The organism is Streptosporangium sp. NPDC023615, from assembly GCF_040640155.1.
In the GTDB taxonomy this organism is placed as follows: domain Bacteria; phylum Actinomycetota; class Actinomycetes; order Streptosporangiales; family Streptosporangiaceae; genus Streptosporangium.
In genome coordinates this window covers 196830-211409 of the sequence record NZ_JBFABE010000001.1, presented here as the reverse complement: position 1 = coordinate 211409, position 14580 = coordinate 196830, and the positions used below count along the sequence as shown (strand labels likewise).

11 protein-coding genes are annotated in these 14580 nt (G+C 72.3%); 1 reads left to right on the top strand and 10 read right to left on the bottom strand.

Annotated features, from left to right (window positions below):
• Positions 1 to 122: 122 nt before the first annotated feature.
• From AB0G16_RS00930 to AB0G16_RS00910, 5 genes are all read right to left on the bottom strand, one after another.
• On the bottom strand, positions 123 to 2408 hold the full coding sequence (locus tag AB0G16_RS00930; protein ID WP_362797027.1) for a [protein-PII] uridylyltransferase: 2286 nt from the start codon (positions 2406 to 2408) through the stop codon (positions 123 to 125).
• A 3-nt stretch (positions 2409 to 2411) separates the two neighbouring features.
• Positions 2412 to 2750: a P-II family nitrogen regulator gene (locus tag AB0G16_RS00925; protein WP_344888200.1), complete on the bottom strand. Its 339-nt coding sequence runs from the start codon at positions 2748 to 2750 to the stop codon at positions 2412 to 2414.
• Positions 2747 to 4060, bottom strand: coding sequence for an ammonium transporter (locus AB0G16_RS00920; protein WP_362797026.1), 1314 nt, complete (start codon positions 4058 to 4060; stop codon positions 2747 to 2749). The genes AB0G16_RS00925 and AB0G16_RS00920 overlap by 4 nt, the downstream gene beginning before the upstream one ends.
• 802 nt (positions 4061 to 4862) lie before the next feature.
• Positions 4863 to 7085 (bottom strand): glycoside hydrolase family 9 protein, encoded by a 2223-nt coding sequence (locus AB0G16_RS00915; RefSeq protein ID WP_362797139.1) that lies wholly within the window; start codon positions 7083 to 7085, stop codon positions 4863 to 4865.
• Between the two features lie 168 nt (positions 7086 to 7253).
• On the bottom strand, positions 7254 to 7694 hold the full coding sequence (locus AB0G16_RS00910) for a MarR family transcriptional regulator (RefSeq protein ID WP_362797025.1): 441 nt from the start codon (positions 7692 to 7694) through the stop codon (positions 7254 to 7256).
• Positions 7695 to 7783: 89 nt separating this feature from the next.
• Here AB0G16_RS00910 and AB0G16_RS00905 point away from each other — a divergent pair, with 89 nt between their 5' ends.
• On the top strand, positions 7784 to 8425 hold the full coding sequence (locus tag AB0G16_RS00905) for a GNAT family N-acetyltransferase (RefSeq protein ID WP_362797024.1): 642 nt from the start codon (positions 7784 to 7786) through the stop codon (positions 8423 to 8425).
• Between the two features lie 535 nt (positions 8426 to 8960).
• Here the strand turns inward: AB0G16_RS00905 and AB0G16_RS00900 are convergent.
• The 5 genes from AB0G16_RS00900 to AB0G16_RS00880 all read right to left on the bottom strand — a co-directional run bounded on the left by AB0G16_RS00900 (position 8961) and on the right by AB0G16_RS00880 (position 14570).
• On the bottom strand, positions 8961 to 9899 hold the full coding sequence (locus tag AB0G16_RS00900; protein WP_362797023.1) for a sigma-70 family RNA polymerase sigma factor: 939 nt from the start codon (positions 9897 to 9899) through the stop codon (positions 8961 to 8963).
• 196 nt (positions 9900 to 10095) lie between these two features.
• Positions 10096 to 11268: an imidazolonepropionase gene (gene hutI / locus AB0G16_RS00895; RefSeq protein WP_362797022.1), complete on the bottom strand. Its 1173-nt coding sequence runs from the start codon at positions 11266 to 11268 to the stop codon at positions 10096 to 10098.
• A complete protein-coding gene (locus AB0G16_RS00890) occupies positions 11265 to 12626 on the bottom strand; it encodes a formimidoylglutamate deiminase (protein WP_362797021.1) in 1362 nt (453 codons plus the stop codon). The genes hutI and AB0G16_RS00890 overlap by 4 nt, the downstream gene beginning before the upstream one ends.
• The gene (locus tag AB0G16_RS00885; RefSeq protein WP_362797137.1) at positions 12614 to 13777 is read right to left on the bottom strand and encodes an allantoate amidohydrolase; all 1164 of its coding nucleotides are present in this window, start codon (positions 13775 to 13777) and stop codon (positions 12614 to 12616) included. The genes AB0G16_RS00890 and AB0G16_RS00885 overlap by 13 nt, the downstream gene beginning before the upstream one ends.
• 106 nt (positions 13778 to 13883) lie before the next feature.
• Complete coding sequence (locus tag AB0G16_RS00880; RefSeq protein ID WP_362797020.1) at positions 13884 to 14570, bottom strand: SDR family oxidoreductase; 687 nt, start codon at positions 14568 to 14570, stop codon at positions 13884 to 13886.
• Positions 14571 to 14580: the final 10 nt, after the last annotated feature.

The following is a 14580-nucleotide window of genomic DNA, read 5'->3' as shown; positions in this document are numbered from 1 at the left end:
TCGCTACTCCTCAATCACGACACAAGTGGACAATATGAGACCACAAGGTCACGCAAAAGAATCAGCAAAACCGACATATCGACTTTAATCGTTACGAAGGCGACGAGAAAGGACCGCCCCGCTCAGCGCAGGGCGGCCAGCACCTGATCCCGTACCTGTGCCCTCTGGACCTCGTCGGTCAGGGGGCGACCGGCTCTGTCGACCACGTAGAAGACGTCAACCGCCTCTGCGCCGAGAGTCTCCACACGGGCGGCCCGTACGTCAAGGCCACATTCACCAAATGCTCTACCTATCCGCCACAAAAGCCCCGGACGGTCATGGGCCCGTACCTCGACGACGGTCGCGGTGTTCGAGGCGTCGTCCACCAGGTTCACCCGGGGCGGCGCCACCGGCACCCGGGCCGGGCGCATCGACCTGGTCCTCCTGGCCAGGCGCTGCTCGATGTCGAGCCTGCCGGCCAGGACCAGCCGCAGATCGGCCTCCAGCGTGGCCGGATCGGGCGGGGAGCCGTACTCGGGGATCACCGAGAACTCGATCACGGCCGTCGCCCCGGCCGAGGCCGCCGAGGCGGCGCGGACCACCATCCGGTGCGCGGCCAGCACCCCGGCGGCACGCCAGAGCAGCCCGGAACGGTCCGGCGCGACCACGGTTACCGCTCCCCCGTTGACCCGCACGGCCCCGCCGCCGTGGCGGGCCAGGGACGCCTGCTCCACCGAGAGCGAGGGCGCCGGCCGCAGCGGGGTGCCCGAGAGCGCCGAACGGACCCGGCGCACCAGGTCGGCGACCAGCGAGGCCTTCCAGGAGTTCCAGGCGGCCGGTCCCGTGGCGTGGCCGTCGGCCACGGCCAGGGCCGCCAGCAGTTCGAGGACCTCGCGCGAGCCGACCGCCCCGGCCACCCGGGAGATGGTCACCGGATCGTCCAGGTCACGGCGGGTCGCGGTCTCCGGCAGCAGCAGGTGATGGCGGACCACGGTCTCCAGGACGTCCACGTCCGCCGCGGACAGGCCCATCCGGGTGCCGATGTCGCGGGCGACCACGGCACCGGTGGTGGAGTGGTCACCGGGATAGCCCTTGCCGATGTCGTGCAGCAGCGCCGAGATGAGCAGCAGGTCCGGCCGCGAGACCTCGCGGGTGAACGACGCCGCCCCGGCCGCGGTCTCGATCAGATGCCGGTCGACGGTGTAGCGGTGCACCGGGTTGCGCTGCGGGCGGTACCGGACCCGCTCCCAGTCGGGCAGCAGACGGACCAGCATCCCCGCCTGGTCCAGCTCCTCCCAGACCGGCACGGCGGCGCGCCCCGCCCCCAGCAGCGCCACCAGCGCGTCACGCGCCTCGTCGGGCCAGGGGACGGGCAGCGGCGGCGACTGCGCGGCCAGCGTGGTGACCGTGGCGGGCGCCAGCGGCAGCCCGGCCTCGGCCGCCGCCGCGGCGGCGCGCAGAACCAGGACCGGGTCCGTACGCGGGTCGACCCCGCGGGCGAGCACGACCTCCCCGCCGTGCTCGACGACCCCGTCGGCCAGCGGGCGCCGTCCGCGCGGCGCGGGCCCGGCCAGCAGCCGGTCGACGGTACGCCAGGTGGCGTCGAAGGAGTGCCCGATCGTCCTGGCCGCCTCGGCGAGCCTGCGCATCAGGGCCTCGGCGTCGAGCAGCCCGAGCATCCCGGCCACCGCGTCCTGCTCCTGCAGCACCAGCCGGTCGGCGCCGCGCGCGGTCACCAGGTGCAGGCCGTGCCGGACGTCGAGCAGGATCTCGTACGCCTCGCGGACCCTGGGCCCAGGAGCCGAGGCGACCCAGGCGGCCGCGACCGCCTGCATCGCCTGCACGTCGCGCAGGCCGCCGCGGGCGTCCTTGAGGTCGGGCTCCAGCAGGAACGCCAGCTCCCCGCTCGCCTCGGCCCGCTTGTCCGAGGCGTCGCGCAGCTCGCCCAGGCGACGCCGGGAGTCGGCCCGCCACTCGGCGAGCACGATCTCGCGGGCCGACCGCGTCAGCTCCGGATCCCCCGCGACGTGCCGCGCCTGGATCAGCCCGAGGACCGCCTTGAGGTCCTCCCTGGCGACCTTGGCCGCCTCGTCCACCGTCCGCACCGAGTGATCCAGCCCCACCCCGGAGTCCCAGATCGGGTACCAGATCCGGTCGGCGATGCGCGCCACGTCGTCCCGGCCGTCGTGCAGCAGGACCAGGTCCAGGTCGCTGCCGGGGGCGAGCTCGGAGCGCCCCAGGCTCCCGACCGCGACGAGCGCGACCCCGCTCAGGGTGCCGAGGACACCGCGCTCGTCGCTCCTCGTCGTTCCCCCGCCCGGCCCGTACGGCGTGCCGCAGGCGGTCCGGACCAGGTCCGTCAGCCAGCGGTCGACGTCCGCGGCCCGCTCCCTGCGGGCCGCGGCGTACGAGCGAGTGTCGCCTCTCACCGGCTAGAGCGCCTCGGGTCCGCGTTCCCCGGTGCGGACCCGGATCACCGTGTCCACCGGGACGGACCAGACCTTGCCGTCACCGATCTTGCCGGTCTGCGCGGCCTTGACGATGACGTCGATCACGTCGTCGGCGTCCTCCTCCTCGGCGAGCACCTCCAGGCGGACCTTGGGCACCAGGTCGACCTGGTACTCCGCCCCCCGGTAGACCTCGGTGTGCCCGCGCTGGCGGCCGTAGCCGCTGGCCTCGCTGACCGTCATTCCCTTGACCCCGAACTGCTCCAGGGCCGCTTTCACGTCATCGAGCTTGAACGGCTTGATGATCGCGGTGATGAGTCTCATGCGTCCACCTTCTTAGACGCCGGGGTGGTGACCGGACCGTTGACGGCGGCCACACCCGAGGAGTGGATGGTACCGAGGTCGTAACCGGTCTCGGCGTGGGAGGTGATGTCGACGCCGGTGATCTCCTCCTCGGCGCCGATCCGGAAGCCCATCACCTTATCGATGACCTTCGCGATGATCCAGGTCACGATGAAGGAGTACGCGCCGACCACGACCGGGCCGAGGACCTGCAGGCCGAGCTGCTTGAGACCGCCACCGTAGAACAGGCCCGTGCTCTGCTGCTCGAGGGCGGGGTAGGCGGCGAGGAAGCCCAGGGCGACCGCGCCGACCACACCGCCGACCAGGTGCACGCCGACCACGTCGAGGGAGTCGTCGTAGCCGAACCGGTACTTCAGGCCCACCGCGAACGCGCAGGCCGCGCCGGCCAGCAGGCCGATGACCATGGCCGCCCAGGGGTCGACGAAACCACAGGCCGGGGTGATGGCGACCAGGCCGGCGATGGCGCCGGAGGCGACACCGAGGCTGGTGGCGTGCCCGTCGCGAATCTTCTCGACCAGGATCCAGGAACCGGCGGCGACCGCCGCGGCGATCTGGGTGTTCATGAAGGCCAGACCGGCGATGCGGTCGGGCGCGAGCTCGGAGCCGGCGTTGAAGCCGAACCAGCCGAACCACAGCAGGCCGGCACCCAGCAGGACCAGGGTGAGGTTGTGCGGCCGCATCGGCTCCTTGCGCCACCCGGCGCGCTTGCCGATCACGAGGGCGAGGGCCAGCGCCGCGGCTCCCGCGTTGATGTGGACCACGGTCCCGCCGGCGAAGTCCTCGATGCCGAGGTTGAACAGCCAGCCGTTGCCCCAGACCCAGTGGGCCACGGGGAAGTAGACGATCGTCGCCCAGACCACGGTGAACAGCACCCAGGCGCCGAACTTGGCGCGGTCGGCGATGGCACCGCTGATCAGCGCCACGGTGATGATCGCGAAGGTGAGCTGGAAGGCCGAGAACACCAGGCTCGGCATGCCGGTCCCGTCGTCCTTGGTGGCGGTGTCGACCAGGCTCTGCAGGCCCAGGGCGTCGAAGCCGCCGACGAACTTGTTGACGAGCTCGCTGCCGTTGTCCGTGAAGGTCAGCGAGTGCCCGTACAGCACCCACGCGACGGTCACGGTGACGAGGCTGGCGAACGACATCATCATCATGTTCAGGACACTCTTGGCCCTGGTCATTCCCCCGTAGAAGAACGCGAGACCCGGCGTCATCAGCAACACCAGCGCGGTGGCTGTGAGCATCCAGGCAGTGGTGCCGCCATCGATCTTCATTCGACGCGACCCTCCCTTACAAATGGCGTGTGGCCGGTTTCACGGTCGCAGTGATCGCTTCCTGGGCTCCATCGACCGGCCGCGCACTGACGTTGCGCCACAGCGTGTTCTTCCACGGTTTCAGGGTGCGACCTTGTGTGTTTCGCGTCTGTGAATCTCGACTCCGCGGTGTTTCGGGAGAGTTTCGGACCATACGTGGCTTGGCTTCCAGATGGCCCGAAGAACGTCACGGTGAGCACTTCCCCCGGGATCCCCGAGAGCCCGGACGACCACGGGCGACCGGACTCCACGGTGGCCATCTCTTCCCTACCCAGGGAAGCGGCCCACCGTACCCGGGACGACCGGCGAGAACTCGGACGGGACGATCGTCCGGGAACGACCGGCCTGCCCGGTTTCCTGGATCGTGCCCGGAAGCACCCACCGGCCTTTTCGGTCACCCGTGGCCCCGCTCCGGGCGTTTCGGTCCTGTGATCACCGGTGGGCGGCCCGGCGCCTCACGATGGCGGAAGAACGGTGCTCCAAGGCCCCGGCCGCCGGCGCGGCGCTGTTCCATGACCGGGGAGGACGCCGTCGTCGCGGCTCAGGACGGTCGCGGGTCGTGCCGGCGTGGAAGCCGCCCTTGCGGCACCGGCCCCGGACGGGGTCGTGCCCCCATCGGGGGCGAGCACCCGGCGTCGCGTCACCGGGTGCCGGTCGCCCCGGCGCCGGCACGAGGATCGGAGCCCAGGGCGACCTCACGACGAGGTCCACGCCGGTGCGGAACGGACTCGGCTCCGCACCGGCGGGTCTCCCCCTGTCCCGGTTACCTGGCGGTGCAGGTCACCGCGGCGGGGACGGTGTTGGCCCCGTTGCCGTTGAAACCGAAGGAGGTGGTCCCCCCCGGGGACAGCGCGCCGTTCCAGGACAGGTTGGCCACGGTGACGGCCGGACCGCTCACGGTGTGCGAGCCGCCCCACAGCTGGGTGATGGTCTGGCCGCCGGCGAAGGTCCACGCGACGGTCCAGCCGGTGAGCGCGCCGGCGCCGGTGTTCTTCACCTCGACGCCGGCCCCGAAGCCGCCGGGCCACTGGTTGGTGACGGTGTAGGTCGCGGCACAGGCCTTACCGCCCGGCGTCGGGGTCGGGGTAGGCGTCGGAGTCGGAGTGGGCGTCGGAGTGGGCGTCGGAGTGGGAGTGGGGGTGGGCGTCGGGCTGGGATCGGCGCCACCGGCCTTCTCCGCCGTCCAGGCACTGACCCAGGCCAGGACCGCGTTCCAGTTGACGGCGACCTCGTTCACCGACCAGGCGTCGATGTCGTCCAGGTAGCACTTCTGCGGCCGGCAGCCGCTGAGGCGCTGCTGGGCGACCGGGTCCTCCAGGCCGCTGTTGGGGCCGCCGGCCAGGGCGCCGGGCGGGGCGATGGGCAGGGAGGAGTTGATCTGGTTGGCCCAGAACCGGTGGTGGACGTTGCGGGCGGGCTTGTCGCCGTAGCCGGTGACGTAGGAATAGCCCGTCGGGTTGCGGCCGAGCTGGTACGCCATCGTCTCGAACACCCCGGTGCGGAACCGCTCGGCGCCGGTGAAGTCGTGGGCCAGCGCCAGCACGACGGTGTTGTTGAGGATCAGGTTGTTGGACCCCCAGATGTAACCGCCGCCGGGCGGCTGGAAGGGCACCGGGTAGCCCTGGCCGCGCATCACGGTCAGCAGGCCGTCGGCGGCCGAGACGAAGGAGGCCCGCAACTGCTGGCCGATGGAGGAGGTCAGGCCGTTGGGCACCAGCGCCAGGGTGATGTCGCCCAGGCTGCCGACCTCGGCCCACAGGGCGCCCTCATTGCTGAAACTGCGCCCGTAGTACAGCGAGGAGGAGGTCAGGTCGGTGCGGTAGGCCTGCTTGCCGGTGGTGGCGTACAGCTCGGCGGCGGCCCAGTAGAACTCGTCGGTCACCTTGCCGTCGGCGTAGGAGCCGCCCCCGGTGCCGTCGGAGGCCGGGGCGAACCGCGAGGGGTTGGCCTTGGCCGCGGCGTAGGCCTTCTCGGCCGCGGTCAGGCAGCGGGCGGAGAACGCCGAGTCGACGGACGCCCACACCCGGGCGCACTGGGCGGCCGCGGCGGCCAGGTTCAGGGTGGCGGCGGTGCTGGGCGGCGACAGCACCCGGGCCTGGGGGTCCTGGGCGGGCAGCAGCGGCAGCCCGGTCCAGTCGGCGTCGTGGATCTTGTGGTGGGCCATGCCGGCCAGCGGACGGCCGTCGGGGACCTGCATCTTCAGCAGGAAGTCGATCTCCCAGCGGGCCTCGTCCAGGATGTCGGGCACGCCGTTGGCGCGCTCGGGGATGGACATGGTGCCGTCGGCGAAGGCGCCGGTGTCGGCGCCGGGGACGTTCTTGGCCCGCTCGTAGGCGTTGACCAGCTGCCAGACGGACATGCCGCCGTTGACCACGTACTTGCCGTGGTCGCCGGCGTCGTACCAGCCGCCGCGCACGTCCAGCCGGTAGCCGCAGTCGCTGCGGCACGGCACGTTGTTGTCGCCCTGGTTGGGGGAGACGTTCAGGTGGCCGGCCGCGCGGGCGTACTGGCTGCCGCCGGCGTACTGGGAGGTGATCGCGATGCCGCTGCGCTGGTGGTAGAAGAACGCCAGCGCGTCGTAGGGCAGCTTCTTCCAGGCGGCGGTGCCGATGTCGAAGGGGTGGCTGGACTCGTTGTTCACGGTCAGCGCGTAGCCGGTGCCGGTCCCGGTGTAGGACGAGAAGTCGATCTTGTGGACGGAGTCGCCGGAGCGGGAGTCGGCGCCGAAGACGGTCGTGGTGCCACTGGCCACCACCTGGTCGGAACCGTCCAGCAGGCTCCAGGCAAGCGGCGATCCCGAACTGCTGATCACGGTCGCCTGCTTGGCCGCGCCGGGTGCGTAGGCGACCTGGTTGACCTTGATGTTCTGGCCGAGCGCCGGTCGTACGACGGCGTGGGCGGTCCCTGTGGTGGCGGCCGCGGTGATCGAAACCGCGGCCAGGGCGGCGGCCAGGGCCGCCGCCGATAGCCGCATCCGGCCTGACATGTTCACACGGAGTCCTCTCGACCTGTGCTGTGCGGGCTTCACATCTTGGAACCCCAGGCCGGGAAGAGACAGCCGCCGCCATCGCCGAAATCGTTCCGCGCAGCTCACAGCGTCGTTGCCGCCGAATGGTTTTGTAACTTTCACGAAAATTTCTGCCCGGCCCGGCGGTCAGCTCCCCTCGGTCTCTCCGCGCAGGCGGGCGGCGTGCCGGGCCTGGTTGCGCAACGCGTGGCGCAGGAACGTCTCGATGAGTTCGAGCTCGGTGACGCCGAACCGGAGAAGCTCGGCCTGGGCGTCGTCGGCGATCGGCCCCCAGATCTCCTGAACGGCCCCTCGGCCCCGTTCGGTCAGGTGCACCAGCACGCGGCGCCGGTCGGCCGTGTCACGGACCCGTTCGGCCAGCCCGGCCCGTTCCAGACGGTCGATGGCGGTGGTGGTGGCGCCCCCGGTGAGCCCGGCGGCGGACGCGAGCTCGCTCGCGGTGAGCGAGCCGCGCGCGGTCAACCGGCTCAGGCACCTCAGGTCGGTGCGGTTGACACCAAGGCGCCGGGCCGCCAGCTCGTCGATGAGATCGGTGGCGTCCTGCAGGTCCTGAACGGCCCTCGCCACAGCCTGAACCCTGGAGTGCTTTGACAATCTAATCCTTAGAAAGTTGAATTAAACAGATCGCCTGAAGCCTAACCCTCCCGGAGACCGCGATGCCACGATCCTCCCCCGGCCTTCGACCGGCGACGGCCGACGACGTCACGGCCCTGCTGGTCCTGATGGACTCCGTCCACGCCTGGCTCATCGCCCGAGGCCGGCCGGAACAGTGGGGAACGGTGCCGTTCTCCCACATCCCCGGCTTCCCCGGCCGGGTCGCCGACTGGGCACGCCGGAACGTCGTCACGATGGCCGAACGAGACGGCCGCTGCGTCGGAATGCTGGCCGCCGCCCTCACGGTCCCGCCGCGAATCCCCGCGGGCACCGTGCCCGACGGGTCGATGTTCATCCACACCGTGATGACCGATCGCGGCCCCGGCGGCCGCGGCGCCGGCGCGGCCCTGCTGAAAGAGGCCGAACGGCTCGCCCGGTCACACGGCGCCCCCGCGCTCGCCCTGGACCACTGGGCCGGCAGCCCCGAACTGAACCGCCTCTACGACGAGCACGGTTATGTCAAGGTCACCGAGTACACCGACGAACAAGCCGGTGAGCCCATTCGCAACACCGTACGCGTCCGTCCCCTGCGCGCCCCCGACCGAACAGCTCAGAACGAGGAACCGACGCAGGCCCCGGCCTCACCCGGCCTGGCCCTGCGCTCCTTCCCGCACCGGCGCTTCAGCTACGGCGACCCGCCCTGAAGGACCCGTACGGATCGCTTCAGCCACCCACAGCCCTCTCGGGGGCCCGAAGGAGAGTCACTACGGCCCGCACCCTCGCCGACCGGCACCGTGAAAGCGGAGGTGGGCGGGTGTTCCGGCCGGCGTATAAGAGCCCGCAACCACCGCGCCCGAACGGCCGGAGGCCGAAACCACCAGACCTCCACCGAGACGGCCGGCCGGAACACCCGCCCACCGCAGCGGCCACGAACACCGGCCACCCGTGACGACACCCGCTCCGCACGACCACGAACACCGGCCACCCGTGACGACACCGGATCTCGGGGTTTTCGACAAGCCGTCACAGGACGGCGCACCCGTCGCACCCCGGGCATCGTGGCGAGTTTCACGCCCAGGTGGGCCCGTGCCGCATCGCTTCTGATCGTTCAAGCCTTCCGTGATCGGCTCGGCGTGACGGCCGGCTGTCGGGCGCCGGGGACGGGCGACCGGCCGGCGGCACCGGTGAAGCGGGAATCCGGCACGGTCCGCAAAGGGACCGTGCCGGATCGGAAGTCGCTCAGGCGGCCGTGGCCATCTTGCGCAGCCGGGCCAGCGCGTCGCGCTCGATGCGCCGGGCGCGGTCACGCCCGATGCCGTAGCGCTCGCCGACCTCGGTGAGCGTGTGCTCGCGGCCGTCCATCAGGCCGTACCGCCAGCGCAGCATCTCGCGGGTCTGCCCCTCCAGCCCGGTCAGCCACTCCTCCAGGCGCTCGCGCTCCAGGATGTCCATGGCCTGCTGCTCGGGGTCGGCCCACGTGTCGTCGGCGATCATGTCACCGAGCTCGGTCTCGTCCTCGTCCCCCACGCCGAGCTGCAGCGAGACGGGGTCGGAGGCCCAGCGCCGGAGCTCGCGCACCCGCTCGATGGGAAGCTCCAGCACCGCGGCCAGGTCGGCGTCGGTCGGCTCCTGGTCGAACTCGGCCAGCATGTCCCGGCGGACCCGCATCAGCCTGGTCATCTGCTCCCCGGCGTGGGTGGGCAGGCGCACCGGGCGGGCCTGCTCGTGGATGGCGCGTCCCACGGACTGCCTGATCCACCAGGTGGCGTAGGTGGAGAACTTGTAGCCGCGCCGGTAGTCGAACTTCTCGACCGCGCGCACCAGGCCCAGGTTGCCCTCCTGGACCAGATCGATCAGCGGCATACCCCGTCCGGAATATTTGCGCGCGACGGCCACCACAAGACGTAGATTGGCCTGGATGAATTCGTCCTTGGCCCGTTGCCCGGAAACAGCCAGTCGTTCGAGCTCCTCATCGGCGGCGTCCGCTATCCGCGGCTCCGTCGACCCACCGTCCAGCAACTGCTCCGCGAAGAGACCCGCCTCGATCCGCTTGGCGAGCTCGACCTCCTGCTCCGCGGTGAGCAGGGGCACCCGGCCGATCTCCGCCAGGTAGGTCCCGAGCAGGTCCCGATCCGAGACGTGCTGATCCTGCGTCCGATTCCCCGTCGGCCTTGCCATCCGATGGCACCTCGCTCCGCCTGCTTATGACGTGCCCACCCGCTCGTTCGACACCCCGGCGTGCGGACACATCGCTTGTCTTTTCAACGGGCGGATCATGGCAAAGATTCCCTCAAGAAGTCGGCCGGAAGAATGGTTCTGAATTCCTCCTCAAGGAGGATGCCTCCCATACCCCGACGATCCCGGAGAAGCCCGGTCAGACCAGGCGGCGGCCGTCCTTCCACACCTGCGTCACCAGCGGCACTCCCGGCCGGTAGGCGAGGTGGACGTAGGTCGGGGCGTCCAGGATCACCAGGTCTCCCCGGGTCCCCACCCGCAGCGTGCCGATGTCGCCCCGGCGCAGCGCCCCGGCCCCGCCGTGGGTGGCGGCCCTGATCGCCTCCACCGGCGTCATCCCCATCTCGCGGACGGCCAGCGCCACGCAGAACGGCATGGAGGAGGTGAAGGAGGAGCCGGGGTTGCAGTCGGTGGCCAGCGCGACCGTCACCCCGGCGTCCAGCAGGCGGCGGGCGTCCGGGTAGGGGGAACGGGTGGAGAACTCGGCGCCGGGCAGCAGGGTGGCCACCACGCCCGACGAGGCCAGGATCGAGACGTCCTCGTCGGTCAGGTGGGTGCAGTGATCGGCCGAGGCGGCGCCCACCTCGGCGGCGAGGCGCACGCCGGGCCCGGGGCCGAGCTGGTTGGCGTGGACGCGCGGCATCAGCCCCGCTCCCATCCCGGCCCGCAGGATCTCCCTGGACGCGTCGGCGTCGAAGGCCCCGCGCTCGCAGAACACGTCGACCCAGCGGGCGTGCGGCGCGCACGCCTTGAGCATCTCCCCGGTGACGAGGCGGACGTACTCCTCGGCCGAGGAGGCGTCCGGCGGGACGACGTGGGCGCCCAGGTAGGTGGTCTCCGTGGTGAACCCGCCCGCGATCTCCAGGGAGCGGCGCTCGTCCTCGACCGTGAGGCCGTACCCGCTCTTGATCTCGACCGTGGTCGTCCCCTGCGCGAGCATCTCGGCGACCAGCGTGGCGGTGCGCGCCACCAGCTCGGCGTCGGAGGCGGCGCGGGTCGCCGAGACCGTGGTGCGGATCCCGCCCGCCGTGTAGGGGCGGCCGGTCATGCGGGCGGCGAACTCGGCCGTACGGTCGCCCGCGAAGACGAGGTGGGCGTGGCTGTCGACGAAGCCCGGGACCACGCAGCGGCCGTCCACGTCGATCCGCTCGTCGGCGTCGGGAGCCGATCCGGCGTGCCCGACCCACGCCACGTGGCCGTCCTCGACCACCAGCGCGGCGTCGTGGATCTCCTCCCGCGCGGGGTCGCCCGTGTAGAGCAGCCCGATGCGGTCGAACAGCGTGCTCCCGGCCCGCCGTTCCTCGCTCCTCATGACGCGCTCTCCCGTCGTGTCGTGGCGATCGCCCCGGCCAGCATGGTTCCGACGTCGCCCAGGACGTGGCGCCCGTCCGAGACCACGCGACGACCGCCCGAGACCACGGAGTGCACGTCGGCGGCGGTGGCGGCGAAGATCACGGTCTCGGCGAGGTGCCCGGGGTCGGCGCCGGCCGTGCGGACCGAGTCCAGGCGTACCGAGACCAGGTCGGCCCAGGCGCCGGGGACGAGCACGCCCGCGCCGGGGAAGCCGAGCGAGTCGTGCCCGGCGGCCGTGGCGGCGTGCAGCAGCTCCGCGGCCGGCCAGTGGCCGCGCCGCTCGCTGGCCAGCCGTTCGTTCAGCTCGACCGCGCGGGCCTCCTCGAACAGGTCGACGACCGCGTGGCTGTCCGAGCCGAGCGTGATCGGCGATCCCGCGCCGGACAGCGTCCTGGCCGGGCCGATGCCGTCGGCGAGGTCGCGCTCGGTCGTCGGGCACATGCACACGCGGGTGCCGGAGCCGCCGAGCAGCGCGATGTCGGCCTCCGACAGGTGCGTGGCGTGCACCGCGGTCGTGCGGGGCCCGAGCGCGCCGTGGGTCTCCAGCAGCCGTACCGGGCTCATGCCGTACGCCTCCTCGCAGGCGGTGTTCTCGGCCCGCTGCTCGGAGACGTGGGCGTGCAGCGGTACGGCGTGGCGCCTGGAGACGTCGGCCACCACGGGGATCTGGCCGGCCGGGACCGCGCGGACCGAGTGCACGGCCACGCCGATCTCCACGTCCCGCTCGCCCCGGTAGTGAGCCGCGAGGTCCTCCACCCGCGCGGCCCAGCGTTCGGCGTCGCCGTCGCCGAACCGGAGCTGGACGCCGCTCAGCGGGACGCCGGCGCCCCCGGTCAGGTAGCAGGCGTCCAGCAGCGCGATGCGCAGCCCGGCCTCGCGCGCCGCCCGCACGAGCACGTGTCCCATGACGTTCGGGTCGTCGTACGGCCTGCCGCCCGGGGCGTGGTGCAGGTAGTGGAACTCCCCCACGCAGGTGATCCCGGCCAGCGCCATCTCGGCGAAGGTCGCCCTGGCGAGGGCGAGGTAGGAGTCGGGGTCGAGTGTCCCGGCCACGGCGTACATCCGCTCGCGCCAGGTCCAGAAGGTGCCGCTCTCGCGCTGCGTCGCCCCGCGCAGGGCGCGGTGGAAGGCGTGGGAGTGGGCGTTCGCCAGGCCAGGCAGGGTCAGGCCCGCCAGGCGGACGGCTCCGGGGGGCGGGGACGCCGTCCCGGTGCCGATCCGGGTGATCACCGTGTCCGTGACCGTGACGAGCACGCCCGCGACGGCCCGGCCCGGTGGCAGCCAGGCCAGCTCGCACCAGTAGGTCAACTCCCGCACAGGTCCTCCAGGACGGCGGCGAGGGCGGCGACCCCGGCGTGGCAGTCCGCCCTCTCGGCGTGTTCTTCCGGAGAGTGAGAGATGCCCGTCGGATTGCGGACGAACACCATCGCGCCGGGCACACCCGCGGACGCGAGGATCCCGGCGTCGTGCCCGGCGCCGGTCACCAGGACGGGGGCGCCCCCGGCGACGGCGGCGATCCGCTCCCGCAGGGCCGCGTCGAAGTCGACGAGCGGGGTCCAGGACTCGGCGGTGACCTCGGCCCCGGAGAACTCGGCGACCTCGGCGACCAGTGCCCTGACCGCGTCCTCGTCGCCGCCCCTGGCGTCCAGCCAGGCGCTGACCAGGCCGGGGACGGCGTTGGCGTTGTTGGGCGACACGCGCGTCCTGCCGAAGGTGGCGACGACGCCGCCGCGCTCGGCGGCCTGGCGGGCGTGCAGCACGGTACGGGCGAAGGGCAGCATCGGGTCGTCGCGGTCGGCCAGGCGGGTGGTGCCCGCGTGGTTGGCCTGGCCGTGGAAGTCGAAGCGCCAGCGGCCGTGCGGCCAGATGGCCGAGGCGACGCCGACCGGCGCGTCCCGGTGGACCAGGTCCCGGCCCTGCTCGACGTGGAGTTCGACGAAGACGCCGATGTGGCGCAGGGTCTCCTCGTCGCGGCCCAGCTCCTCGGGGTCGCGTCCGGCGCGGCGCAGCACCTCGGCCAGCGAGTCGCCCTCGTCGTCGGTCAGGGCGCGGGCCCTGCCGGGGTCGAGGACGCCGGTCAGCAGGCGGGAGCCGATGCACGGGACGCCGAAGCGGGCGCCCTCCTCGTCGGTGAAGCAGGCGATCCCCAGCGGCCGGGCGGGCCGGAAGTCCCCGGCCCGCAGCAGGTCGAGGGCGGCGAAGGCCGACACCACGCCGAGGGGGCCGTCGAAGGCGCCGCCCTGGCGTACCGAGTCGAGGTGGCTGCCGGTGACCACTCCGGGGCTCGCCGAGGGGTCGCCCCACCAGGCCCACAGGTTGCCGTTGCGGTCCTGCCGGGTGTCGAGGCCGCGCCCGGCCGCCTCCTGCTCGAACCAGAGCCGCAGTTCCAGGTCGGCGGGTGACCAGGCGTCCCGCAGGTAGCCACCGGTCCGGTCGTCGCGTCCGAGGTGCTCGATGGCACCCCACATCTCGTCGAACACCCTCCCATTATGTGAATGAACTCATTCATTGGCGACCCCCGCCCCCCCAGACCTCGTCCTTCCGGGAGGGCGCCCCGGGGTCCGGGACCCGCGCTCAGCTCGGCGGCCCCGCGGCGGGCCGGACGGTGATCTCGGTGACGTGGGCGTCGGGGGACGCGGTCAGCGCCGCCAGCGCCGCCCGGGCCACCGAGTCCGCCTCCAGGTACTTCTCCCGCTGGTACGGGCCGCCCTCCTGTTCGCGCACCCCGCGCTGCATGTCGGTGTCGACCCGCCCCGGGTAGATCGTCGTCACCCGCAGGCCCGGCTCCTCCTGGCGGAGCACGTCGGCGAAGGCGCGCAGCGCGTACTTGCTGGCCGAGTACGAGCCCCAGCCCGGGCTGGTCCGCTGCCCCGAACCGGAGTTGATCAGCACCACGTGACCGCCGGCCGCACGGAGCGCGGGGAGCAGCAGCCGGGTCAGCTCGGCCACCGCGATCAGGTTGACCTCCATCGTGCGGCGCCACACCTCGGCCGGGGTCTCCTCGACGCGGCCCAGGGTCACCACCCCGGCACTGTGCACGAGCACGTCGAGCCGGTCGACGCCGGCGACGTCGGCCTCGGTGACGGCGGTGAGCTCCACCGGCCAGGGGCGGGCGCCGGGCAGGCCGGAGGCCACCGAGGCCAGCGCCTCGCCATCGCGGCCGCCGAGCAGCAGATCGTGGGAAGGGGCCAGGGCGCGGGCGATCGCGGCGCCGACCCCCCGGGAGGCGCCGGTGACCAGCGCGACGGGGCGTTCGGACATGACGATCACC